Origin of the sequence: Plantactinospora sp. KLBMP9567, assembly GCF_033446045.1 — a bacterium.
GTDB lineage: Bacteria > Actinomycetota > Actinomycetes > Mycobacteriales > Micromonosporaceae > Plantactinospora.
Map to the genome: position 1 here is coordinate 1 of NZ_JAWQRR010000009.1, position 22,296 is coordinate 22,296.

Here is a 22,296-nt window from a genome sequence, read left to right on the forward strand (position 1 = left end):
CGCCCGGGCGAGATGCGGGGCCGGCAACACCTTGGGTCGGGGGCGGTGCGGCGTCCGGGCCGGAGGTGGTGGGGTCCGTCCGGCCCGGACGCCGCAGGGGATCAGACCAGAGTGGACCTCGGGGCCCCGGCGGTGACCGGGGTGGCCGCCTCGGGACGTTCGAGGGCGACCCGGGGCAGCCAGCGGCCCAGCCAGGACGGCAGCCACCAGGCGCGGGCGCCGAAGAGCTGCATCACCGCGGGGAGGATCAGGCAGCGGATGACGAAGCCGTCCACGAAGATCGCGACCGCCAGGCCGAGCCCGAACTGTTGCAGCATCCGGCCCGGGTCGAACAGGAAGGCACTGAAGACCACGATCATGATGGCGGCGGCGGCCGTCACCACCCGCCCGGTGGTGGCCAGGCCCTCCCGGATCGCGCCTTCGGCGTCCCGGTGCCGTTCCCAGTGCTCGTGCATCCGGGAGACCAGGAAGACCTCGTAGTCCATCGAGAGCCCGAAGACGATGGCGAAGATCAGTACGGGCACGAACGCCTCGACGGGACCGGGCTGGACGCCCAGGTTGCCGTACTGGAAGACGTAGGTGATCACGCCGAGGGCGGCGGCCACGCTGAGCAGGTTGAGCACCGCCGCCTTGACCGGGATGAGCAGGGACCGGAAGACGAGTACCAGCAGCAGCGCGGAGAGGCCCACCACCACGACCACGAAGAGCGGCAGCCGGTCGGAGATCGCGTCGGCGAAGTCGACCGCGGCCGCCGTACCGCCGCCGATCGAGACCCGTACCCCGGTACTCCGTTCCACCGGTGGCAGCACCTCGGTACGCAGCCGGTCCACCAGGTCCATCGTCGCCGCGTCCTGCGGGGCGGAGGTGGGGAAGAGCAGCAGGGTGTGCAGTTGCCCGTCGGGTGCCGGGAACGGCGGGGTCACCGAGGCGACGCCCTCGACTCCGGCGAGCGCGCCGCCCACCTCGGTCGCGGCCGGCTGGCCGCCCTCGACGGCCACCACCAGTGGACCGTTCTGTCCCGGGCCGAACCCGGTCGAGATCAGGTCGTACGCCTGCCGGCTGGTCGAGGTCGGCGCGTCGCTGCCGGCGTCGGCGAAGCCCAGCCGCATGTCCAGGGCCGGCACCGCGAGCAGCACCAGCAGCGCCGTGGGCAGCAGCAGGGCCAGCCAGGGCCGGCGCTGCACGAAGCCGGACCAGCGCCGCCATACCGCGCCCTCGGCCCGCTTCGCCCGCTCCGCGCGGCGCCGGATGGCGCGCTCGACGCGACCGCCGACGATGGCCAGCAGCGCCGGGAGCAGGGTAAGCGAGGCGAGCATCGTGACCAGCACGGTCAGCGCCACCGCCACGGCCACGCCCTGGAGCGAGCCGAGGCCGAGGACGATGAGGCCGAGCAGGGCGATCACCACCGTGCAGGCGGCGAAGAAGACGGTACGACCGGCACTGTCCAACGCGATCCGGGTGGCGGTGGCCCGGTCTGCGCCGTGCAGCAACTCCGACCGGAAGCGGGAGAAGACCAGCAGCGCGTAGTCGATGCCGACGCCGAGCCCGACCAACGCCATCAGCGGGGCGGTGTAGTCGGCGACCGTCGCGACGTGCGAGGCGAGTACGACCAGGCTGAGCGTACTGCCCACCGCGAAGATCGCGATCCCGATCGGCATCGCGGCGGCGAGCAGGGAGCCGAAGAGGATCACCAGGATGACCAGGGCAGCGAGCAGGCCGGCGCCCTCGGCCGGGCCACCCTCGCTCTCCTCGGCGGCCCGGACCGGGTCACCGGCCAACTCCACCCGCAGCCCGTCCCCGGCTGCCGCCCGGGCGGCCTCGATGACGGCCCGTACGTCGTCGGCCGGCACCTCCTCACTGGGCCTGTCGAGGGTGACGGTGGCGTACCCGATGGTGCCGTCGGCGGAGACGGCGCCCCGGTCGTCGTACGGGCTGGTCAGCTCGGCCACCGAGGCCATCCCGCGCACCTGGCCGAGCATCGGCTCGACGCGCTGCCGGACCTCGGCGGTGTCGATGCCGCGTGGCTGGTGCAGGACGATCTGGAAGCTGCCCGCCGTTTGCCGTGAGCCGTGTTCCCGGAGCGTGTCCGTGGTGGCCTGGGACTCGGTGCCGGGCAGCGAGTGGTCGTTGTGGTAGTCCGTCCCGACCGCCTGGGCGGCCACGGCGAGGCCGACCAGCACGACGACCCAGGTCAGCAGGGCGGCCCAGCGCCGCCGGTACGCCCACCCGGCCACCCGGGCGAAGAGACCGGCTCCGGCCGGCCCGGTACTGCCGGCGACGGCCGTGCCTGTCCCGTCCGGCACCTCGCCGTCGGGCCGGTCGGCAGGAGTTGGTTCGGTCGGCATTGTCGGCTCTCCTCGCGCTCTCGGGTCCACCCACTGGTCGCTCCGTGACCAGTCCGTCGATACGTTAGCAATCTACATGTAGGATAGCTACGTAAGCGAGGACGGTCCCGCTGGAGGGGCACGGGTGGCGGTGGACGGGCCTCCTGGTGCGCGGACGGGCTCGTCTGGGGTGGAGTCGACGGGCGCCAGGGCCGCCGTCAGCCGGTCTGCGGCGTCAGCGGGAGCGCGAGGTGGGTCGGGGTGCGGGGCTCAGCGGGAGGTCGTCGCCGCGCGTGCCGTCGCGAGGCAGCGTGCCCCGTTCAGTGCCACGAGAAGCATCGGCAGGATCAGGAAGACCACCGCGATGGGCAACCGGGCCAGGGCCATCGGGCCGGTGATCGGGCTGACGAGCGCGAGCATCAGGCCGATCGCGCTGAACGTGGCCGCCACGGTGCAGGCGAAGATCCCGGTGAGCCGGATGCGCCGGGGATTGGTGCCGAGCCGCCGTACCCCGGCGCCGGAGGCCCAGGTGGCCAGTAGCGCGACGGCCACGGCCAGCATCCCCAGCCAGCTCACCAGGGTGTCGAGGAACCCGGCCAGTCCGGGCAGCGGGTCCGGTTCGGCCGCCTTCCAGGCGACCAGGTGCCAGATCGGCGGCTGCGCGACGAGGCTGGCGAAGGCGAGCAGCGCCGTCCGCCGGCCCTGGGCCAGCGCGAGCTCGGCCTGGTATCCGGGGGCGATCCGGGAGATCTCACCGAAGTCGTCGACCGCGCGCCGTGCGGCGACCTCGGGGGCCAGGCCGAGGTCCGAGTACGCCTCGGTCGCGTCGACCAGGCTGTCCCGGGCCTCCCGGAGAAGGCCGTACTTGACCCGCCGTGGCCCTCGCAGGGCACGGTCGAGTTCGGCGAGGTATCCGTCTATCGCAGCGGCCACGGCTCACTTTCTCTGCGCACCGGTGCCCCAGTATGCCCGGGTCGACCTGCGGGCGGAATGCACGCGACCCCGAGATTTACGACTGACTGGCCACGAACCTCGGCACCCATTCGGCGCGGCCACCCGCCAGCGGCCGGGCACCACCGTCGGCAGCCGGGCGCACCAAAAACGCTCCTGACCGGATTTCCTTGTCAGGAGCGTCGTTGTGCTGGTCGTCAAGAGTGCCCCCGGCAGGATTCGAACCTGCGCTCCCGCCTCCGGAGGGCGGTGCTCTATCCCCTGAGCTACGGGGGCTCAGCGACCCAGGAAGAGTAGCAGGCGTGGGCGCCCGGGCACGAATCGGTATCCGCCGTGTCTGTCCGGCCCGTTCTACCAGGGAAGACCCCCGTTACCGGCCGCAGCTCGGCAGTGGGTGCAGCACGATCCGGGGCGGGAGTCGGCGGGGCCACTCGGCCCGGGTGAAGGAGCCGTCGACCACGACGTGTACGGCGTCCTCCTCCGCCCCACTGAGCCGGAGCAGGAAGTCCCGGGGGAGGGCCGAATCGACGTTCGGGGTGGTGATGAGGAACCGCACCCGGCCGCGTACGGAGACGGCGGAGAGCACGTCGGCGGCGGGTACCACCCCGTGCAGGCGGGTACGGCCGATCCAGCACAGTTCGGCCCGGTGCTCCTGGGCGGTGCGCACGATCGCCGGATACTCCCGTTCCACCCAGAGGGCCACCGCGTCGACGCAGAGCCCGCAGGCCCGTTCGGTGGGCTGTCGCGGGCCGAGGCCCCAGGCCCGCAGGTAGCTGCCGATCTCGGCGCTGTCGACGGGCAGGTCGTACCGGTGGTGGACGAGGCTGGCGACGCTCTGCCGGGTCCAGAGTTCGTCGTCCAGCCCGAACGTGTCGGGGTAGCTCCCGCGCAGCGTCTCGATCAGTTCCAGTTCCTGTTCGCGGCTGAGCGTCCCCGCCTCGCCGGACCGCTGTCCGCGCCGGACGGCCGCGACCGCGCCGTCCCCGCCGATGGTGTGTCGACGGCACCAGCTGGTGACCGACCGACGTCCGTCCCGGAGAGCAACCGTCATGTCTAGGACAACGACCGCAGATCCCGACTGGTCACGTTATGTATGGAGAAAGGTCGCCAAAGCGGGCAAGAAGCCGAACACGGGCTTAACGGATACACCTGGCACCGTCGCCGCTGGAAACGGAACCGGCGGCCGTCCCGTCGGACGGCCGCCGGATCAGGCGGAACGGGTGGCGAGGGTCAGCGGGCGCCGATCCTGCCCTGGAGGGTCCGGACCAACGAGATCTCCTTCTTCTGCCCGGCGACCATGGACTCGGCCATCGCGGTCACCTGCTCGTCGTCGGAGAGGTCCAGAATCCCCTCGGCCATGTGGATGCCGCCGAGGTGGTGGTCGAGCATCAGCTTCAGGAAGAGGGCGTCGAAGTCGCGGCCGGTGGCGGCGCGCAACTCGGCCCGCTGCGCGTCGGTTGCCATGCCCGGCATCAGCCCGTTCCTGACCGCGCCCGCGCCGTCCGGCATCCAGGCCATCCGGGGCTGGCGACCGGTCGGGCTCAGGCCCCACTCCTTCAGCCAGGTCTGCATGATGCCGATCTGGGCCTGCTGGGTGAGTGCGATGTCCGCCGCCAGGGTCCGGACGTCCGGGTCCGTGGTCTTCTCGTGGGCGAGGATCGCCATCTCGACCGCCTGGGCGTGGTGCGACGACATGTCCCGGGCGAACCCGGCCTCGGGCGAGCTGTCCCCGGGCCGGAGCAGGCCGGGGGCGAGCAGCCCGCCCGCGAACCCGAGCAGCAGGCCCAGCAGGATGGCGAGGGCCAGCGCGGCGGTGCCGGCGCTCCACCTGCCCGAGCCCCGGCCGACGCCCTCGTCCTCCTCCGGGGCGGCGGTGGTCGCCACCGCCCCCGATTCGGTGGTCACGCCGATCAACCGCCCGCCGGGGGCACCGGCTGCTGCTGGTCACCCGGGACGTTGTCCCGCGGGGTCGTACCGGTGGCGGTGATGCCGCCGGAGCAGGCCGCGCCCGGCTCCATGCTGGCGTTCTGCCGCAGTGCCTCGATGAAGTCGTCGATCCGGCCGTCGGTGGCGCTGTCGAGCTTGAGCTGGTAGCCCCAGGCCTGCAGCGAGATCGGCCGGTCGAGGTTCTGCACCGGGCTCATCAGCATGAACTCGTTGCCCCGGACCTTGCTGGCCAACTGCTCGACCTGCTCGGCCGGCAGGTCGGACTTGTAGGTGATCCAGACCGCGCCGTGCTCCAGGCTGTGCACCGCGTGCTCGTTGGCGATCGGCGCGTCGTAGACGTCACCCATGCAGTTCTGCCAGGCGTTGTTGTGCGAGCTGCCGACCGGCGGGTTGACCTTGTAGGTGAGCGGGCCGGCCACGTGGGACTCCTTGCCGGGCAGCGGGTTCACCGCCGAGGGGTCGCTCTCCCGGAAGTTCACGATCCCGTCGATCGCGGCGGCCTTGTCCTCCCACTTCTTGCCGTTCTGGATCACCGCGTACGCGCCGTACCCGATGATGGCGACGGCGACGACGCCGACCGCGACGAAGAGGCCGATGGAGCCCCACGAGCGGCCCTGGCTGACCCTGACCGGCGTGACCGGACGGCGCTGCTGGGGCTTCTTCCCGCCCCCGCCGCCGCTGCGTCCGGCCGGCACCCGGGCGCCCGCGCCGGACTTGCCGGCGGCCCCGGCCTTCCCGGTGGAGCCGGCCTTCCCGGTGGAGCCGGACTTGGCGGCCGTCCCCGCGGGCTTGGCCCCGGCCCCCTTCTCGCCCTCGGCGGGCTTACCGCCGGCCGGCGCCTTCTTGCCGGTGCTGACCACGGACGGACGGCGTTGTTCGCCGCCCGAGGTGCTGATGCTCATGGTCCCTCGTCAGGTCGGTCGGTCAGGGGATGGCGGGCCGCACATGCGCAGGGTCGCCACCGAGTGACCGAGTCTACCCCCGCTAGCATGGTTCGGTGACTCCCGCCAACCTCGCCGAGGCCGTTCTCGCCGCCGCACACGCCGTCTTCGACCGGCGTGGTCTGGATCACTCGGTACTGCCCGAGTCCGTGCCGCTGGAGCGACCCCGGAACCCCGAGCACGGCGACTACGCCTCCACCATCGCCCTCCAGTTGAGCAAGCGGGTCGGGCTGCCGCCCCGGGAGCTGGCCGCCGCCCTCGCCGAGGAGCTGGCCCGGACCCCGGGCGTGAAGTCGGTCGACATCGCCGGGCCGGGCTTCCTCAACCTCCGGCTCGACCCGGCCGCCGCCGGGCAGCTCGCCCGCGAGGTGGTCCGGGCCGGTCAGGCGTACGGGCGGAGCGACCGGCTCACCGGGCAGCGGGTCAACCTGGAGTTCGTCTCGGCCAACCCGACCGGCCCGATCCACCTCGGGCACACCCGGTGGGCGGCGGTCGGTGACTCGCTGCGCCGGATCCTCTCCGCCGCCGGTGCCGAGGTGACCAGCGAGCACTACGTCAACGACGCGGGCGCCCAGATCGACCGGTTCGGCCAGTCGCTGTACGCGGCGGCGTCGGGCGGGCCGACCCCGGAGGAGGGCTACGCCGGCGAGTACGTCAGCGAGATCGCCGAGCGGATCGTCGCGGAGCGCCCCGAGTTGCCCGACCTGCCGGCCGAGGAGGCGGTGCCGGTCTTCCGGGACCGGGGCTACCAGCTCATGCTGGACGAGATGCGGGCCAGCCTGGAGCGGTTCGGCGTGCACTTCGACGTCTGGTTCTCCGAGCGCACCCTGCACACCAGCGGCGCGATCGAGCACGCCCTGGGCCGGCTGCGCGAGCAGGGTCACGTCTACGACGCCGACGGCGCCATCTGGTTGCGCACCACGGCCTTCGGCGACGACAAGGACCGGGTGCTGATCCGGAGCAACGGCGAGCTGACCTACTTCGCCGCCGACTCGGCATACTACATCGACAAGCGGGAGCGCGGTTTCGACAAGTGCGTCTACCTGCTCGGCGCCGACCACCACGGCTACGTCAACCGGCTCCGGGCGATCGCCGCCTGTGCCGGGGACGACCCGGACTTCAACATCGAGATCCTGATCGGCCAACTGGTCAACCTGGTCCGCAACGGCGTACCGGTCCGGCTCTCCAAGCGGGCCGGCAACATCATCACGTTGGACGAGATCGTCGACGCGGTCGGCGTGGACGCGGCCCGCTACTCGCTGGCCCGGTCCTCGACCGACTCGCCGCTGACCCTGGACATCGACGAGATCACCAAGAACTCGAACGACAACCCGGTGCACTACGTGCGGTACGCGCACGCCCGGATCGCCTCGCTGCTGCGCCGCGCCGTCGACCTCGGCATCAGCCGGGGCGACGACTTCGACCCGGGCCTGCTCAGCCACGAGAAGGAGAACGACCTCCTCAAGTCGCTGGGCGAGTTTCCCGGGGTGGTGGCCACCGCGGCCGAACTGCGCGAACCGCACCGGATCGCCCGCTACCTCGAGGAGCTGGCCGGCTCGTACCACCGGTTCAACGACGCCTGCCAGGTGCTGCCGCTCGGCCGCCAGCCGGTGTCGGAGCAGCTCACCCAGGCCCGGCTCTGGCTGGTCGAGGCGACCCGGATCGTCCTGGCCAACGGCCTGGCGCTGCTCGGGGTCTCCGCGCCGGAGCAGATGTGAGTCATCTCCGGCTCCCGGCGTAGCGGGCCGGTCGGAAGTACGCGCGTGCGGTAAGGAGAACGACAGATGCGCGCTCACGAAGCGGGGGCACTGCACGGCGACCTCGGGGTCCGAGGGCCGGCCTGGCTGCGTACCCCGGAGGACGTCAACGCGCTCGTGCCGCAACTGTGGCCGCGCAACGTGGCGCGCGACGCCGACGGCGCCCTCGTGGTCGCCGGGCTCGGCGTGCGCGAGCTGGCGGAACGGTTCGGCACCCCGGTCTACGTGCTCGACGAGGACGACCTGCGGGCCCGCTGCCGGGACTTCCGGGCCGCCTTCCCGGACCAGGACATCTACTACGCCGGCAAGGCCTTCATCTGCCGCGCGGTGGTGCGGGTGATCGCCGAGGAGGGCCTGTTCCTGGACGTCTGCTCCGGCGGGGAGCTGACGGTGGCGCTGGCCGCCGGCATGCCGGCCGAGCGGATCGGCTTCCACGGCAACAACAAGTCCCCGGCCGAGCTGGCCCGGGCGGTCGACGCCGGGGTGGGCCGGATCGTCGTGGACTCGTTCCACGAGATCGACCGGCTGACCACGCTGGCCCGGGAGCGGGGCGTCCGGCCGGAGGTGCTGATCCGGGTCACCGTCGGCGTCGAGGCGCACACCCACGAGTTCATCGCCACCGCGCACGAGGACCAGAAGTTCGGCTTCTCGCTGGCCGGCGGGGCGGCGGCCGCCGCCGCGTTCCGGATCCTCGACGAGGACGTGCTGGAACTGCGGGGACTGCACTCGCACATCGGTTCGCAGATCTTCGACACCAGCGGTTTCGAGGTGGCCGCCCGGCGGATCCTCGGCCTCCAGGCGCAGATCCGGGACGCCCGCGGGGTCGAGCTGCCGGAGCTGGACCTCGGCGGTGGTTTCGGCATCGCGTACACCACCCAGGACGATCCGTCGCCACCGCACGACCTGGCGAAGCGGCTGGGCAAGATCGTCGACGGGGAGTGCGAGGGGCTGCGGCTGGCGGTGCCCCGGCTCTCGATCGAGCCCGGTCGGGCGATCATCGGCCCGGCGGTCTTCACCCTCTACGAGGTCGGCACGGTCAAGGATGTGGACGGGATCCGCACGTACGTCAGCGTCGACGGCGGGATGAGTGACAACATCCGTACCGCGCTGTACGGGGCGTCGTACTCGGCGACCGTCGCCTCCCGGCGGTCGACCGCCGAGCCGATTCTGGCCCGGGTGGTGGGAAAGCATTGCGAGGCTGGGGATGTGGTGGTGAAGGATGAATTCCTGCCCGCCGACGTGCAGCCCGGAGATCTTCTCGCCGTGCCCGGAACGGGCGCCTACTGCCGGAGCATGGCCAGTAACTACAACCATGTTCCCCGGCCGCCCGTGGTGGCGGTCCGGGACGGCCGCGCGCGGGTGATCGTCCGGCGGGAAACCGAAGACGATCTGCTGGCATTGGATGTGGGTTGACCTTGACGAAGCCTGTCCGTCTGGCACTGCTCGGTTGCGGCACCGTCGGCGCGGAGGTGGTACGCCTGCTGCACGAGCAGGCCGCCGACCTGACGGCCCGGGTCGGTGCGCCGCTGGAACTCGCCGGGATCGCCGTACGCCGACTCGGCCGGGACCGGGGTGAGCTGCCGATCGACCCGGCGCTGTTCACCACCGACGCGCTCGGCCTGGTCAAGCGGGACGACATCGACCTGGTGATCGAGGTCGTCGGCGGGATCGAGCCGGCCCGGGGCTGGCTGGTCGAGGCGTTGCGGGCCGGCAAGAGTGTGGTGACCGCCAACAAGGCGCTGCTGGCCGAGGACGGCGGGGCGCTGCACGACGCGGCCGCCGAGGGCGGGTCGGACCTCTACTACGAGGCGGCGGTGGCCGGCGCCATCCCGCTGCTCCGCTCGCTGCGCGAGTCGCTGCACGGCGACTCGATCACCCGGGTCACCGGCATCGTCAACGGCACCACCAACTTCATCCTCTCCGCGATGGACACCACCGGTGCCGGCTTCACCGAGGCGCTGGACGAGGCGACCGAGCTGGGCTACGCGGAGGCCGACCCGACCGCCGACGTGGAGGGCTTCGACGCCGCCGCCAAGGCGGCCATCCTGGCCTCGCTGGCGTTCCACACCCGGGTCACCGCCGCGGACGTGCACCGGGAGGGCATCACCGAGGTCACCGCCGCCGACATGGCCAGCGCCAAGGCGATGGGTTGCACCATCAAGCTGCTCTGCATCGCCTCCCGGGGACCGGACTCGGCCGGCGCCGAGTCGGTCAGCGTCCGGGTGCACCCGGCGATGATCCCGGTCAGCCACCCGCTGGCCAGCGTCGGTGACGCCTTCAACGCGGTCTTCGTCGAGGCCGACGCCGCCGGTGAGCTGATGTTCTACGGGCGCGGTGCCGGCGGCGCGCCGACCGCGAGCGCCGTACTCGGCGACGTCGTCGCGGCGGCCCGCAACCACCTGGCCGGGGTACGCGCACCGAGCGAGTCGGCGTACGCCGCGCTGCCGATCCGGCCGATGGGTGAGGCGGTCACCCGCTACCACATCAGCCTCGACGTGGCCGACCGACCTGGGGTACTGGCCGCGGTCGCCGGGGTCTTCGCCCGGCACGACGTGTCGATCGCCACCGTGCGGCAGGCGCCCGCCCCGGCGGGCCCGGCGGACGGGGCGGCCGGACCGGTCGGCCGGGGCGGCGACGCGATCCTGGTGATCGTCACGCACACCGCGCCGGACGCCGCGCTCGCCGCCACCGTCGACGAGCTGCGCCGGCTCGACATCGTCCGGTCGATCGCCAGCGTGCTCCGGGTCGAGGGGGGCGACCGCTAGCCGGGGCGTGTCCGGCTGATCGGCCCTGTCCCGCCAGATGGTTAGCGGGTGGTGCGGGCGCACCGGATCGGCGACCCTGGGTCACCGTGGAGGAGGTGCCCGCCGCCGACGGCCGGGGCGGGACCGCGACGCGAGGAGAGCGACATGTGGCGGGGCTTGATCGAGGCGTACCGGGATCGGCTGCCGGTCAGCGAGGCCACGCCGGTGATCACCCTCAACGAGGGGAACACCCCGCTGCTGCCCGCTCCGGTGCTCTCCGCACGGCTCGGCTGTGACGTCTATCTCAAGGTGGAGGGCGCCAACCCGACCGGCTCGTTCAAGGACCGCGGCATGACGCTGGCGGTCTCCCGGGCGGTCGAGGCCGGCAACAAGGCGATCATCTGCGCCTCCACCGGCAACACCAGCGCCTCGGCGGCGGCGTACGCGGCCCGGGCCGGGCTCACCTGCGCCGTGCTGGTGCCACAGGGCAAGATCGCGCTGGGCAAGATGGCCCAGGCGTTGGTGCACGGCGCCCGGCTGCTCCAGATCAACGGCAACTTCGACGACTGCCTGGCGCTCGCCGCCAAGCTGGCCATGGACTACCCGGTGGCCCTGGTCAACTCGGTCAACATCGACCGGCTACACGGCCAGAAGACCGCCGCGTTCGAGATCGTCGCGGCGCTCGGCGACGCCCCCGACATCCACTGCCTGCCGGTCGGCAACGCCGGCAACATCACCGCGTACTGGATGGGCTACTCGGAGGAGACCGAGGCCGGCAACGCCACCCGCCGCCCGAAGATGTACGGCTTCCAGGCCTCCGGGGCCGCCCCGATCGTCACCGGCGAGGCGGTACGCGAACCCTCCACCATCGCCACCGCGATCCGGATCGGCAACCCGGCGAGCTGGACCAAGGCGGTGGACGCCCGGGACGCCTCCGGCGGGCTGATCTCGGCGGTGACCGACCGGGAGATCCTGTCGGCGTACCGGCTGCTCGCCCGCGAGGTGGGGGTCTTCGTCGAGCTGGCCAGCGCGGCCAGCGTCGCCGGGCTGCTGCAACAGGCCGCCGAGGGGCGGGTGCCGAGCGGCTCCACCGTGGTCTGCACGGTCACCGGGCACGGTCTCAAGGACCCGGAGTGGGCGATCTCCACCGCCCCCTCGCCGATCACCATCCGCAACGACGTGCCGACCGCGGCCCGCGCCCTCGACCTGGCCTGACCCCCGTCCGGAGATCCCGCCCGCCGGGCACCGGGCACGGCGGGAGCTGCTGAGAGGTGGCTGAGCCGGAGTTGTCCCCGGGGCCGGTCGACTCGCAGGCTGCGGCCAGCGCCCCGACGCCGGGGCGGAGTTCCGGGTCAGGCAGACTCTCCCCTGCCGCGCCGAGTCGGGACTCGCGCGATCGCATTCTCGCGCCAACTCGATAACAGGAGTGAGCCGCTGATGTCGTTCCTCGCCAGACTCAGTCTCGCCAACCGAGGGCTTGTCGCGCTCATCGCGATCGTGGTCACGGCGTTCGGCGTGTACGCCGTACCGTCGCTGAAGCAGCAGCTCCTGCCCTCGCTGGAGTTTCCGGCGGCCTTCATCATCGCGCCGTACCCGGGCGCCGGGCCGGAGGTGGTGGAGGAGCAGGTCGCCGAGCCGATCGAGAACAGCATCCAGGGGATCGCCGGGCTGACCAAGGTCACCTCGACCTCGCAGGAGGGCAGCGCCACCCTCCAGGTCGAGTACGAGTTCGGCACCGACCTGGACGACGCGGTCAACAAGATGCAGACCGCGCTGAACCGGATCGAGGCGCAACTCCCGGAGAACGTCGAGCCGCAGGTGATCGCCGGCAGCACCGACGACCTGCCGGCGGTGGTGCTGGCGGCGGCCGGCAACGGCGACGAGCGGGCCCTGGCCGACAAGCTCGCCGAGACGGTAGTACCGGAGCTGGAGTCGATCGACGGTGTCCGTACCGTCGAGGTGACCGGGGCCCGCGACGAGCAGGTGGTGATCACCCCCAACCCGGCCCGGCTGGCCGCCTCCGGCGTGGCGCCGACCGCGATCGGCGAGGCGCTGCGCGCCAACGGCGTGACCATCCCGGCCGGGGCGCTGACCGAGGCGGACCAGACCCGGACGGTCCAGGTCGGTGGCCGGATCGGCTCGGTCGAGGAACTCGCCGGCATCTTCCTGCCCGGGCGGTCCGGCGGCCAGCCGGTCCGGCTCGGCGACGTGGCCACCGTGCAGCAGCAGCTCGCCGCGCCGACCTCGTTCACCCGGACCGACGGCGTCGACAGCCTCGGCATCATGGTCACCGCCACGCCGGACGGCAACGCGGTGCGGATCTCGCACGACATCCGGGACCGGCTCGCCGACCTCGGCACCGCCTCCGGTGCCACCCTCACCGTGGTCTTCGACCAGGCGCCGTTCGTGGAGTCCTCGATCGAGAGCCTGACCACCGAGGGCCTGCTGGGCCTGGTCATGGCCGTACTCGTGATCCTGGTCTTCCTGCTCTCGGTCCGGTCCACCCTGGTCACCGCGGTCTCCATCCCGCTCTCGGTGCTGGTGGCGCTGATCGCGCTCTGGATCGGCGACTACTCGCTCAACCTGCTCACCCTCGGCGCGCTGACCATCGCGGTCGGCCGGGTGGTCGACGACTCCATCGTGGTGTTGGAGAACATCAAACGACATCTCGGATACGGCGAGCACAAACGCACCGCCATCCTCGGCGGGGTACGCGAGGTGGCCGGCGCGGTCGTCGCCTCCACGCTGACCACGGTCGCCGTCTTCACCCCGATCGTGCTGGTCGGCGGCTTCGTCGGGCAGCTCTTCGCACCGTTCGCGATCACCGTCACGGTGGCGCTGCTCGCCTCGCTGCTGGTGTCGCTGACCATCATTCCGGTGCTGGCGTACTGGTTCCTCCGGCCGGCGAACGGTGGCGCGACCGAGGAGGCGGTCCGGCGGGCGGCCGAGGAGAAGGAACTGCGCAGCCCGCTGCAGCGCGGGTACCTGCCGGTTATCCGGTTCGCGACCCGGCGGCGCTGGCTCACCGTCGCCCTCGGCCTGGTGGTGCTGCTCGGCACCTTCGGCCTCGCCACCCGGCTGGAGACGAACTTCCTGGACGACTCCGGGCAGGACACCCTGAGCATCAGCCAGGAACTCCCGGTCGGCAGCAGCCTGGCCGCCACCGACGCGGCCGCGAAGCAGGTCGAGCGGGTGCTCTCCGGCACCGACGGGGTCGAGTCGTACCAGGTGACCGTGGGCGGGGGCGGCGGCAACCCGTTCGGCGGCGGAGGCAGCGCCAACGAGGCGAGCTTCTCGGTGGCGCTGGCCGAGGAGGCCGACGCCGGGCAGGTCGAGGATGCGCTCCGGGCGGAGTTCGACAAGCTGACCGGCGCCGGTGAACTCAGCTTCGGCGGGGCCGGCGGGCCCGGCGGCGGTGCGGTGAACGAGATCCAGGTGATCGTCCGCGCGGCTGACCAGGACGTACTGGCCCGGGCGAGCGAGCAGGTGAGCAGGGCGATGGCGGAGACGCCGGACGTCACCGACGTACGCAGCAGCCTGGCCGACAGCGCCCCCCGGATCGACGTCAAGGTGGACCGGGCCGCCGCGGCCCGGCTCGGGCTCTCCGAGGCGGCCGTCGGGCAGCTCGTCGCGCAGCAGTTCCGGGGCAGCCCGCTCGGCCAGGTGTCGCTGGACGGCCGGCAGCAGGACGTGGTGCTGCGTACCGGGCAGCCGCCCGCCGGGATCGACGCGCTCCGGGCCCTGCGGGTGGGGCCGCCCGGCCCGGCCGGTGCGGTGAAGCTGGACGACATCGCCGACGTGACCGAGGTGCAGGGGCCGCTCGCGGTGACCCGGATCGACGGCGAGCGCAGCATCACCGTCAGCGGTACGTCGACCGGCTCCAACCTGGGCGCCACCACCACCGCGCTGCGGGAGAAGCTGGACGGGATCGAGGTGCCGGGGGCGACGTTCGAGATCGGTGGCGTCAGCGCCGAGCAGCAGGAGGCCTTCGCCGATCTGGGGCTGGCGGTACTGGCCGCGATCGCGATCGTCTTCGTGATCATGGTGGCCACCTTCGGCAGCCTGATCCAGCCGCTGATCCTGCTGGTCTCCATCCCGTTCGCGGCGACCGGCGCGATCGGCCTGCTGCTGGCCACCGGCACCCCGCTGGGCGTTCCGGCGCTGATCGGCGTGCTGATGCTGGTCGGCATCGTGGTCACCAACGCGATCGTGCTGATGGACCTGATCAACCAGTACCGGGCCCGGGGGATGGGCGTGGTCGAGGCGGTGGTCGAGGGTGGCCGCCGCCGGCTGCGGCCGATCTTGATGACCGCGATCGCGACCATCTTCGCCCTGCTGCCGATGGCGCTCGGGCTGACCGGCGAGGGCGGGTTCATCTCGCAGCCGCTGGCGATCGTGGTGATCGGCGGCCTGATCAGCTCGACGCTGCTGACCCTGGTGCTGGTGCCGACCCTCTACACGATGGTGGAGAACGCCAAGGAGCGGATCCGGCGGCGCCGGTCCGGGGCAGGGTCGGCCGGCGGCGACGAGGCGGGCGTACCGGGCGTACCGGCCGGGGAGCCGGTGCCGGTCGGTGCCGGCGCCCGCGCCGGTGGTTCACCGGGCCCGGTGCCGGCACACCCTGCGCCGTCCGGCGCGCTGATCGACGGTACCGACCAGTTCGAGGTGCTCCGGCTGCCGAAGAGCCGGAAGTCGCCGCTGCCGCCGACCGAGAGCTGACCGGCCGGAGAGCTGACCGGCTGAGCTGACGGGCCGGAGAGCTGACCGGCCGGAGCGCACGACGAGGACCGGTCGCGGGTGGCCGTGGTTATCGCCACCTGTGGACCGGTCCTCGTCGGTGCACGGGGGCGCGGCCCCGGGGCGGGTAGGGTCCTGGTACGTGTCGTCTGCCGTTTCAGTCCTTACCCGGAATCGGGACTTCCGCCGCCTCTTCAGCGCCGAGCTCGTGGTCTTCGGGGCCGACTGGTTCGTGATGGTGCCGCTGCTGGTGCTCCTGCCGGAGCTGACCGGCAGCGGGGTGTGGGGAGCCCTGGTGCTCGCCGTCGACAACGGCATCCTCGCCCTGCTGCTGCCGTACGCCGGCACGGTCGCGGACCGGCTGGACCGCAAGCGGATCCTGATCGCCTCGAACCTCACCGCCCTGGCCGCGATCGTGCTGCTGCTCGGGGTACGCGGTCCCGGTACCGCCTGGCTGGCACTGGTGGCGGTCGGGGCGGTGGCGGTGGCGAAGGCGTTCTACTCGCCCGCCGCCTCGGCCGCGCTGCCGAACGTGGTGGACCCGGAGGACCTGGCCGCGGCGAACGCGGTCGCCGGTTCGGCGTGGGGCACGATGAGCATCGTCGGGGCGTCCCTCGGCGGCGTGCTGACCGCCGCCGTCGGCCCGTACACCTGTTTCTGGGTGGCCCTGGGCGCCCTGGCGGTGGCCGCGGGCCTGACCTGGCTGATCCGCCGGCCGATGCAGCAGTCGCGCGACCACGACCTGCCGGCGCCGAACCCGTGGGCGGCGCTCGGCGAGTCGATGCGGTACATCGGGCACCGCCCCCGGGTGCTGGCGCTGGTCACCGTGAAGAGCGCGGTCGGCCTCGGCAACGGCGTGCTGACCGTCTTTCCGCTGCTGGCCACCCTCTACGGGGTCGGCCCGATCGGCACCGGCCTGCTCTTCGCGGTACGCGGTGCCGGCGCGCTGGTCGGTCCGCTGCTGATGCGTCGGGTGCTGAAGCACCGGTCCTGGCTCTTCACCGGCCTCGCCCTGTCGATGTCGCTGTACGGGCTCGGTTACCTCGGTGTGTCGGTGACCCGCTGGTTCCCGCTGGTGCTGGTCCTGGTCTTCGTCGCGCACCTCGCCGGCGGCAGCAACTGGGTGATGTCCAACTACGCCTTGCAGGATGAGGTGCCGGACCGGCTGCGGGGGCGGGTCTTCGCCACCGACATGATGCTGGCGACCGTGGCCATCGCGCTCAGCCAGCTCGTGGTGGCCGGGGTGGTGGACCACGTCGACCAGCGGGTGGTGCTGGCCGGTTGCGGCCTGACCACCCTGGTGTACGCGCTCGGCTGGTGGGTCGCCACCCGCCGCCTCGACCCGTCCGAAGACGAGAGCCCCGCCCTCGCCGCCGCCACCCCCGCCACCCCCGCCGACCCACCCCGCGCCGCCTCCTGACCGTCCGGCCGCGCGGGGTCCCCTCCGGAGTGAGTATCCGGGGAACGGGTGGGTAGGAGAGGGCATCGATACGGTGACGGGTGTTGGGGCGAGCAGCCGCCTCGCGCGGTGGCGCGGTGGCCGGGTACTGCATCCGCGCGGGCTCTCGTTCACCGGCGAGGTCGAGCTGTCGGGGCCGCTCGCCGACCGCCTGGCCGGCGGTTCCGGCCGGTACCCGGGGACCGTGCGGCTCTCCCGGGGTACCCCGACCCCGGAGGGCTGGCCGGACGTGCTGGGGCTCGCCGTCCGGCTGCACGTTGGCGGTGGCCCCTTCGACCTGCTGCTCTCCAGCACCGGCCGGCCGCCGCTGCTCCGGCACCTGCCTGTGCCGCGCAGGGACTTCGCCGGGCCGTACGGGAGCCTGCTGGCGTACCGGTTCGACGGTCGTCGGAGGTACCTGCTGGCGCGTGCCGACCGTCCCCTCGGGTCTTCCCTCGACGAGGTGGCCGAGGTCGCCGCCCGCGACGAGGCCCGGTTGGAGCTGCTGGCGGCCGGGGTACGCGGCCCGTGGCGGGCCTTCGGCCGGGTCGTCTTCGGCACCCGGCTGCCCGCCGAGCTGGATGCCGCGCTCGCCTTCGACCCGGACGGCCGGCGCGGCTCGGAACTGCGGCCCAGGGGCCTGCTCCAGCGGCTGCGGGTGGTCAGTTACGCGGCCTCGCAGCGGGGTCGGGACGCCGCCGAGGACCAGACCCGACTGCCCTGACGACGTTCTGCCGGCCCGGTACCGGAGTCGACACTGACAGCCCGGTGCCGGGTCGACGCGGTGGCGCTCGTCCGATATCATCGTGATATCACATCGCTGGGCAGGGAGATGTCATGGAACGAGCCGCCTTCCGGATCTCCGGGTTCATTCCGACCGCGCTCATGCTGGTCCTCGCCGCCGCCGGGGTGGCGATCATCGTGCCGCTGCTCGACGAGCCGGGTGTCGACCTCCGGATCACGGTGGTCGCGGTCGGCTACGCCCTCCTTGCCGCGGTGGTCGCCACCGGATACACGGTGGTCAACCCGAACGAGGCTCAGGTGGTGCAGTTCTTCGGCCGCTACGTGGGGACCGTCCGGCAGGCCGGCCTGCACTGGACCTGGCCGTTCACCGCACGGCAGAAGGTCACGCTCCGGGTGCGCAACTTCGAGACCGCCCGGCTCAAGGTCTCCGACGCCGACGGCAACCCGGTGGAGATCGCCGCCGTCGTCGTGTGGCAGGTGGTCGACTCCGCCAGGGCCGCCTTCGCGGTCGACGACCACGTCGAGTACGTCGCCGTGCAGTCCGAGGCGGCTGTCCGGCACCTGGCCACCAGCTATCCGTACGAGGCGCACGACTCCGGCCGGGCCAGCCTGCGGGACAGCGCGGTGGTCAGCGACGAGTTGACCTCCGAGCTGCGCGAACGGGTGGAGTTGGCCGGCGTGGAGGTGCTGGAATCCCGGATCACGCACCTGGCGTACGCCCCGGAGATCGCCCAGGCGATGCTGGCCCGCCAGCAGGCGAGTGCGATCGTGGGTGCCCGGTTCAAGATCGTCGAAGGCGCGGTGGGTATGGTCTCGAACGCGCTGGAGCGGCTGCGCGAGGAGCACGTGGTCGAGCTGGACGAGGAACGGAAGGCGCAGATGGTGGCGAACCTGCTGGTCGTGCTCTGCGGTGACCGGGCCGCCCAGCCGGTGGTGAACACCGGTTCCCTCTACGGCTAGGTTCGCGCGCCCATGGCGGAACGCAAGAAACTTCTGCTCCGGCTCGACCCGCAGGTCTACGAGGCGATCGCGAGGTGGGCCGCGGACGACATCCGCAGCGTCAACGCCCAGATCGAGTACGCCCTGCGGCTGGCCCTGCGTTCGGCCGGCCGGCCGGCGAAGCCGGCCCGGGCCGGTGGCCCGGCCGGGCCACCGGCGGAGCCGGACGGCACTGGCGCGGACGGCACTGGCGCGGACGGCACTGGCGCGGACGGCACTGGCGCGGACGGCACTGGCGCGGACGGCACTGGCGCGGACGGCAGCCGGCCGGACAGTACGGAGCGGGGCAGCGGTGTGCCGGAGGATTCCGAGCCGGCCTGATCGGCACGCCCGGTCCCGGGACGGTCGGTGCCGTCCCAGGGCCCGGACGGTGGAGCCCGGCGCCGGCCCCGGGCCGCCTAGCATGAGCCGATGCGGCCGACCTTCGTTTCCGAACCGGTCCGGGTCCGGGTGCCGGCGACCAGCGCCAACCTCGGCCCGGGCTTCGACGCGCTCGGCCTGGCGCTGGCGCTCTACGACGACGTCAGTGCCCGGACGGCGCCGGGCGGCTGTCGGGTCGAGGTGACCGGAGAGGGCGCCGGCGAGCTGCCGACCGGCGACGACCATCTCGTCGTTCGGGCCATGCGGGCCGGCTTCGACGCTCTCGGCGGTCAGCCGCCGGGACTGGCCGTGGAGTGTGTCAACCGGATCCCCCAGGCGCGCGGCCTGGGCTCCTCGTCGGCGGCGATCGTCGCCGGGATCCAACTCGCCCGGGCCCTGGTCGAGGACGGGACGCGGCAGCTCGGCGACGCGGCGGCGCTGCGGCTGGCGGCCGAGTTGGAAGGACATCCGGACAATGTCGCGCCGTGTCTGTTCGGCGGGTTCACCATCGCCTGGACGGAGTCGGACGGTACGGCCCGGGCGGTCCGGTTGCCGGTCGCGCCGCAGGTCCGGGCCACGGTCTTCGTACCCGAGGAGCGCGGGCTGACCGAGACGGCCCGGGCGGCGCTGCCGGCGACGGTGCCGCACGCCGACGCGGCCCGCAACGCCGGCCGGGCCGCCCTGCTGGTGCACGCCCTGACCACCGATCCGGAGTTGCTCTTCGAGGCGACCGAGGACCGGTTGCACCAGCCCTACCGGGCGGCCGGGATGCCCGGCACCGCTGCCCGGCTCGCCGAGTTGCGTGCGGCTGGTGTGGCCGCTGTGGTCAGTGGGGCGGGCCCGTCGATTCTCGCACTCACCGGCAGCGACGAGAATTTCCCGGCGGGAATGGGTTGGACTGCGCAAAGGTTGCCCATAGACGTAGCCGGGGCGCGGGTCGATAGGGGTAGACTGGGACACGCCGAGCGGGGCCCTGTTGCCGCAGGTCGGAAGAGTTGATTACGCTCTAGACTTAGCACAGCCGCGAAGCAATGCGACTCCTGCGGGTCGGTGCACCCCCGAAGCTCTCGGCGGTCAGCCCGTCTCACCCCTGCCTAGGTCTACGCCGCACCGCAGTTTCCACAGGTCGCCGCAGGCGGCGAGACCTGCCCACCGATGTTGGTGGGTCGGGAAACCAACCGGCTGCTGTGTTACAGACTCCCGTGACGCGTCAAGCGAGACGGGTGTACCGAGGCCGCCCGGCCAGCCAGCACTTCGGGCCACGGGCAGCCCCGGCCTTATCGAGGGAAGGAATCCATTGAGCGACACCACCGACGTGACGTCGGATGTTTCCAACGTCGCTGGCGAAGCCACCGCAGGCGCCACCCGTCGTCGGCGGACCGGCACCGGGCTGTCGGCGATGCTGCTGCCAGAGTTGCAGAGCCTGGCCGCGTCGCTCGGCATCTCCGGTACGGCCCGGATGCGCAAGGGCGAGCTGATCGCCGCCATCTCGGAACGGCAGGCTGGTGCCACCAACACCGCGGGCGGCGGTGCGCCACGCCCGCGTGCCGAGGTGTCGGCCGCGGCCGCACCGGCTCGCGAAGAGGTCCGGGCCGAGGTGCGGGACAGCGCCGACCGGCCGGACGGTGAGCGCCGGGCCGCCGAGCAGGTGCCCGCCACCGCCGCCGCTGGCGGCGAGGGTCGGGCCCGGACGTCGCGCCGGTCCAGCCGGGGCGCTGCCGCCACCGCCGAGGTGGAGACCGAGGCGGCGCCGGCGGAGCGGGCCGACCGTCCGGAACGGGCCGAGCGCGGTGACCGCGCAGAGCGGGCCGAGCGCGGTGACCGCGCAGAGCGGGCCGACCGCGGTGACCGCGCAGAGCGGGCCGACCGCGGTGACCGCCAGGAGCGGGCCGAGGGTGCCGAGCGGACCGACGGTGGCGAGCGCGGAGACCGCGCCGACCGGGGCGAGTCGCGCAACGGCCGGGACCGCAACGAGCGGAACGACCGGGGCGAGCGCGGCGAGTCGCGGAACGACCGTGGACAGCGTTCGGCGGACCGGGACAACGACGGCGACGACGACGGTGAGGGCGGCGGCCGGCGCAGCCGGCGGAGCCGCTTCCGGGACCGGCGCCGGGGCCGGGGCGACCGGGCGGAGAACGGCGAGGGCGGTGGCGGCCGGGAGCCGCAGGTCAACGAGGACGACGTACTCGTCCCGGTGGCCGGCATCATCGACGTGCTGGACAACTATGCCTTCGTCCGGACCACCGGCTACCTCTCCGGTCCGAATGACGTCTACGTGTCGATGTCCCAGGTCAAGAAGTACGGCCTGCGTCGCGGTGACGCGGTCACCGGCGCGGTGCGCGCGGCCCGGGACGGCGAGCAGCGGCGGGACAAGTACAACCCGCTGGTCCGGCTCGACACCATCAACGGGATGGACCCGGACGAGGCGAAGCGGCGTCCCGAGTTCTACAAGTTGACCCCGCTCTACCCGCAGGAGCGGCTCCGGTTGGAGACCGAGCCGCACATCCTGACCACCCGGGTCATCGACCTGGTGACGCCGATCGGCAAGGGTCAGCGGGCGCTCATCATGTCGCCGCCGAAGGCCGGTAAGACCATGGTGTTGCAGGCGATCGCGAACGCGATCACCCACAACAACCCCGAGTGCCACCTGATGGTCGTGCTCGTCGACGAGCGGCCCGAAGAGGTCACCGACATGCAGCGCTCGGTCAAGGGCGAGGTCGTCGCGGCCACCTTCGACCGTCCGCCGCAGGACCACACCACGGTCGCCGAGCTGGCGATCGAGCGGGCCAAGCGCCTGGTCGAGCTGGGCCACGACGTGGTCGTACTGCTCGACTCGGTGACCCGGCTCGGCCGGTCGTACAACCTGGCCGCACCGGCCAGTGGTCGGATCATGTCCGGCGGTATCGACTCCACCGCGCTCTACCCGCCGAAGCGGTTCCTGGGCGCGGCGCGGAACATCGAGAACGGCGGCTCGCTGACCATCCTGGCCACCGCGCTGGTGGAGACCGGTTCCGTGATGGACACGGTCATCTTCGAGGAGTTCAAGGGCACCGGCAACGCGGAGCTGAAGCTGGACCGGAAGATCGCCGACAAGCGGGTCTTCCCGGCCATCGACATCCACACCTCCGGCACCCGTAAGGAGGAGATCCTGCTGGCCCCGGAGGAGTTGGCCATCACGCACAAGCTGCGCAAGGTGCTGCACTCACTCGACTCGCAGGCCGCGCTGGATCTGCTGCTGGACCGGCTCAAGCAGTCCCGGACCAACATCGAATTCCTGATGCAGATCGCGAAGTCGACGCCGGGGGAGTGACACCTCCGACACCCTGAGGGCACGTTCGTGGGGCCCGGCCGAGT

The 22,296-nt window shown here is 72.5% G+C and carries 16 protein-coding genes and 1 tRNA gene; 11 read left to right on the top strand and 6 right to left on the bottom strand.

Features of this window, described 5'->3' with window-relative positions; translation table 11 throughout:
• Positions 1 to 101 precede the first annotated feature (101 nt).
• The 6 genes from R6Y94_RS05870 to R6Y94_RS05895 all read right to left on the bottom strand — a co-directional run bounded on the left by R6Y94_RS05870 (position 102) and on the right by R6Y94_RS05895 (position 6,124).
• Entirely contained in the window at positions 102 to 2,345 is a 2,244-nt protein-coding gene (locus tag R6Y94_RS05870; protein WP_318394738.1) for an MMPL family transporter, read from the bottom strand.
• A 249-nt stretch (positions 2,346 to 2,594) separates the two neighbouring features.
• Positions 2,595 to 3,257, bottom strand: a complete 663-nt coding sequence (locus tag R6Y94_RS05875) for a permease prefix domain 1-containing protein (protein WP_318394739.1) — start codon at positions 3,255 to 3,257, stop codon at positions 2,595 to 2,597.
• A 222-nt stretch (positions 3,258 to 3,479) separates the two neighbouring features.
• Positions 3,480 to 3,551: transfer RNA gene (locus R6Y94_RS05880), tRNA-Arg, on the bottom strand.
• 94 nt (positions 3,552 to 3,645) lie between these two features.
• The gene (locus R6Y94_RS05885; protein WP_318394740.1) at positions 3,646 to 4,326 is read right to left on the bottom strand and encodes a winged helix-turn-helix domain-containing protein; all 681 of its coding nucleotides are present in this window, start codon (positions 4,324 to 4,326) and stop codon (positions 3,646 to 3,648) included.
• Positions 4,327 to 4,505: 179 nt separating this feature from the next.
• Positions 4,506 to 5,180 (bottom strand): DUF305 domain-containing protein, encoded by a 675-nt coding sequence (locus R6Y94_RS05890; protein ID WP_318394741.1) that lies wholly within the window; start codon positions 5,178 to 5,180, stop codon positions 4,506 to 4,508.
• 5 nt (positions 5,181 to 5,185) lie between these two features.
• Complete coding sequence (locus R6Y94_RS05895; RefSeq protein WP_318394742.1) at positions 5,186 to 6,124, bottom strand: DUF3105 domain-containing protein; 939 nt, start codon at positions 6,122 to 6,124, stop codon at positions 5,186 to 5,188.
• A gap of 95 nt (positions 6,125 to 6,219) precedes the next feature.
• Between R6Y94_RS05895 and argS the strand changes: the two genes are divergently transcribed.
• The 11 genes from argS to rho all read left to right on the top strand — a co-directional run bounded on the left by argS (position 6,220) and on the right by rho (position 22,252).
• Positions 6,220 to 7,881, top strand: a complete 1,662-nt coding sequence (gene argS, locus R6Y94_RS05900) for an arginine--tRNA ligase (protein WP_318394743.1) — start codon at positions 6,220 to 6,222, stop codon at positions 7,879 to 7,881.
• 66 nt (positions 7,882 to 7,947) lie between these two features.
• Positions 7,948 to 9,333, top strand: a complete 1,386-nt coding sequence (gene lysA / locus R6Y94_RS05905; RefSeq protein ID WP_318394744.1) for a diaminopimelate decarboxylase — start codon at positions 7,948 to 7,950, stop codon at positions 9,331 to 9,333.
• 2 nt (positions 9,334 to 9,335) lie between these two features.
• Positions 9,336 to 10,685: a homoserine dehydrogenase gene (locus R6Y94_RS05910; RefSeq protein ID WP_318394745.1), complete on the top strand. Its 1,350-nt coding sequence runs from the start codon at positions 9,336 to 9,338 to the stop codon at positions 10,683 to 10,685.
• 144 nt (positions 10,686 to 10,829) lie between these two features.
• The gene (gene thrC / locus R6Y94_RS05915) at positions 10,830 to 11,879 is read left to right on the top strand and encodes a threonine synthase (protein WP_318394746.1); all 1,050 of its coding nucleotides are present in this window, start codon (positions 10,830 to 10,832) and stop codon (positions 11,877 to 11,879) included.
• 222 nt (positions 11,880 to 12,101) lie between these two features.
• Positions 12,102 to 15,383, top strand: coding sequence for an efflux RND transporter permease subunit (locus R6Y94_RS05920; RefSeq protein WP_318394747.1), 3,282 nt, complete (start codon positions 12,102 to 12,104; stop codon positions 15,381 to 15,383).
• A 160-nt stretch (positions 15,384 to 15,543) separates the two neighbouring features.
• Complete coding sequence (locus R6Y94_RS05925) at positions 15,544 to 16,821, top strand: MFS transporter (protein WP_318394748.1); 1,278 nt, start codon at positions 15,544 to 15,546, stop codon at positions 16,819 to 16,821.
• A gap of 73 nt (positions 16,822 to 16,894) precedes the next feature.
• Positions 16,895 to 17,563, top strand: a complete 669-nt coding sequence (locus R6Y94_RS05930; protein ID WP_318394749.1) for a phosphodiesterase — start codon at positions 16,895 to 16,897, stop codon at positions 17,561 to 17,563.
• Between the two features lie 113 nt (positions 17,564 to 17,676).
• Positions 17,677 to 18,543 carry an SPFH domain-containing protein gene (locus tag R6Y94_RS05935; RefSeq protein ID WP_318394750.1) on the top strand — a complete coding sequence of 289 codons (867 nt, stop codon included), beginning with the start codon at positions 17,677 to 17,679 and terminating at the stop codon, positions 18,541 to 18,543.
• Between the two features lie 12 nt (positions 18,544 to 18,555).
• Entirely contained in the window at positions 18,556 to 18,903 is a 348-nt protein-coding gene (locus tag R6Y94_RS05940) for a hypothetical protein (protein ID WP_318395087.1), read from the top strand.
• A 90-nt stretch (positions 18,904 to 18,993) separates the two neighbouring features.
• The gene (gene thrB / locus R6Y94_RS05945; protein ID WP_318394751.1) at positions 18,994 to 19,941 is read left to right on the top strand and encodes a homoserine kinase; all 948 of its coding nucleotides are present in this window, start codon (positions 18,994 to 18,996) and stop codon (positions 19,939 to 19,941) included.
• 298 nt (positions 19,942 to 20,239) lie between these two features.
• Positions 20,240 to 22,252: a transcription termination factor Rho gene (rho, locus tag R6Y94_RS05950; protein ID WP_318394752.1), complete on the top strand. Its 2,013-nt coding sequence runs from the start codon at positions 20,240 to 20,242 to the stop codon at positions 22,250 to 22,252.
• Positions 22,253 to 22,296 lie beyond the last annotated feature (44 nt).

What these genes read in the sequence shown, in the direction of transcription:
- R6Y94_RS05870 (WP_318394738.1), bottom strand. Translation starts at nt 2,345, where the DNA reads ATGCCGACCGAACCAACTCCTGCCGACCGGCCCGACGGCGAGGTGCCG.
- R6Y94_RS05885 (WP_318394740.1), bottom strand. Translation starts at nt 4,326, where the DNA reads ATGACGGTTGCTCTCCGGGACGGACGTCGGTCGGTCACCAGCTGGTGC.
- R6Y94_RS05895 (WP_318394742.1), bottom strand. Translation starts at nt 6,124, where the DNA reads ATGAGCATCAGCACCTCGGGCGGCGAACAACGCCGTCCGTCCGTGGTC.
- lysA (WP_318394744.1), top strand. Translation starts at nt 7,948, where the DNA reads ATGCGCGCTCACGAAGCGGGGGCACTGCACGGCGACCTCGGGGTCCGA.
- thrC (WP_318394746.1), top strand. Translation starts at nt 10,830, where the DNA reads ATGTGGCGGGGCTTGATCGAGGCGTACCGGGATCGGCTGCCGGTCAGC.
- R6Y94_RS05920 (WP_318394747.1), top strand. Translation starts at nt 12,102, where the DNA reads ATGTCGTTCCTCGCCAGACTCAGTCTCGCCAACCGAGGGCTTGTCGCG.
- R6Y94_RS05935 (WP_318394750.1), top strand. Translation starts at nt 17,677, where the DNA reads ATGGAACGAGCCGCCTTCCGGATCTCCGGGTTCATTCCGACCGCGCTC.
- R6Y94_RS05940 (WP_318395087.1), top strand. Translation starts at nt 18,556, where the DNA reads ATGGCGGAACGCAAGAAACTTCTGCTCCGGCTCGACCCGCAGGTCTAC.
- thrB (WP_318394751.1), top strand. Translation starts at nt 18,994, where the DNA reads ATGCGGCCGACCTTCGTTTCCGAACCGGTCCGGGTCCGGGTGCCGGCG.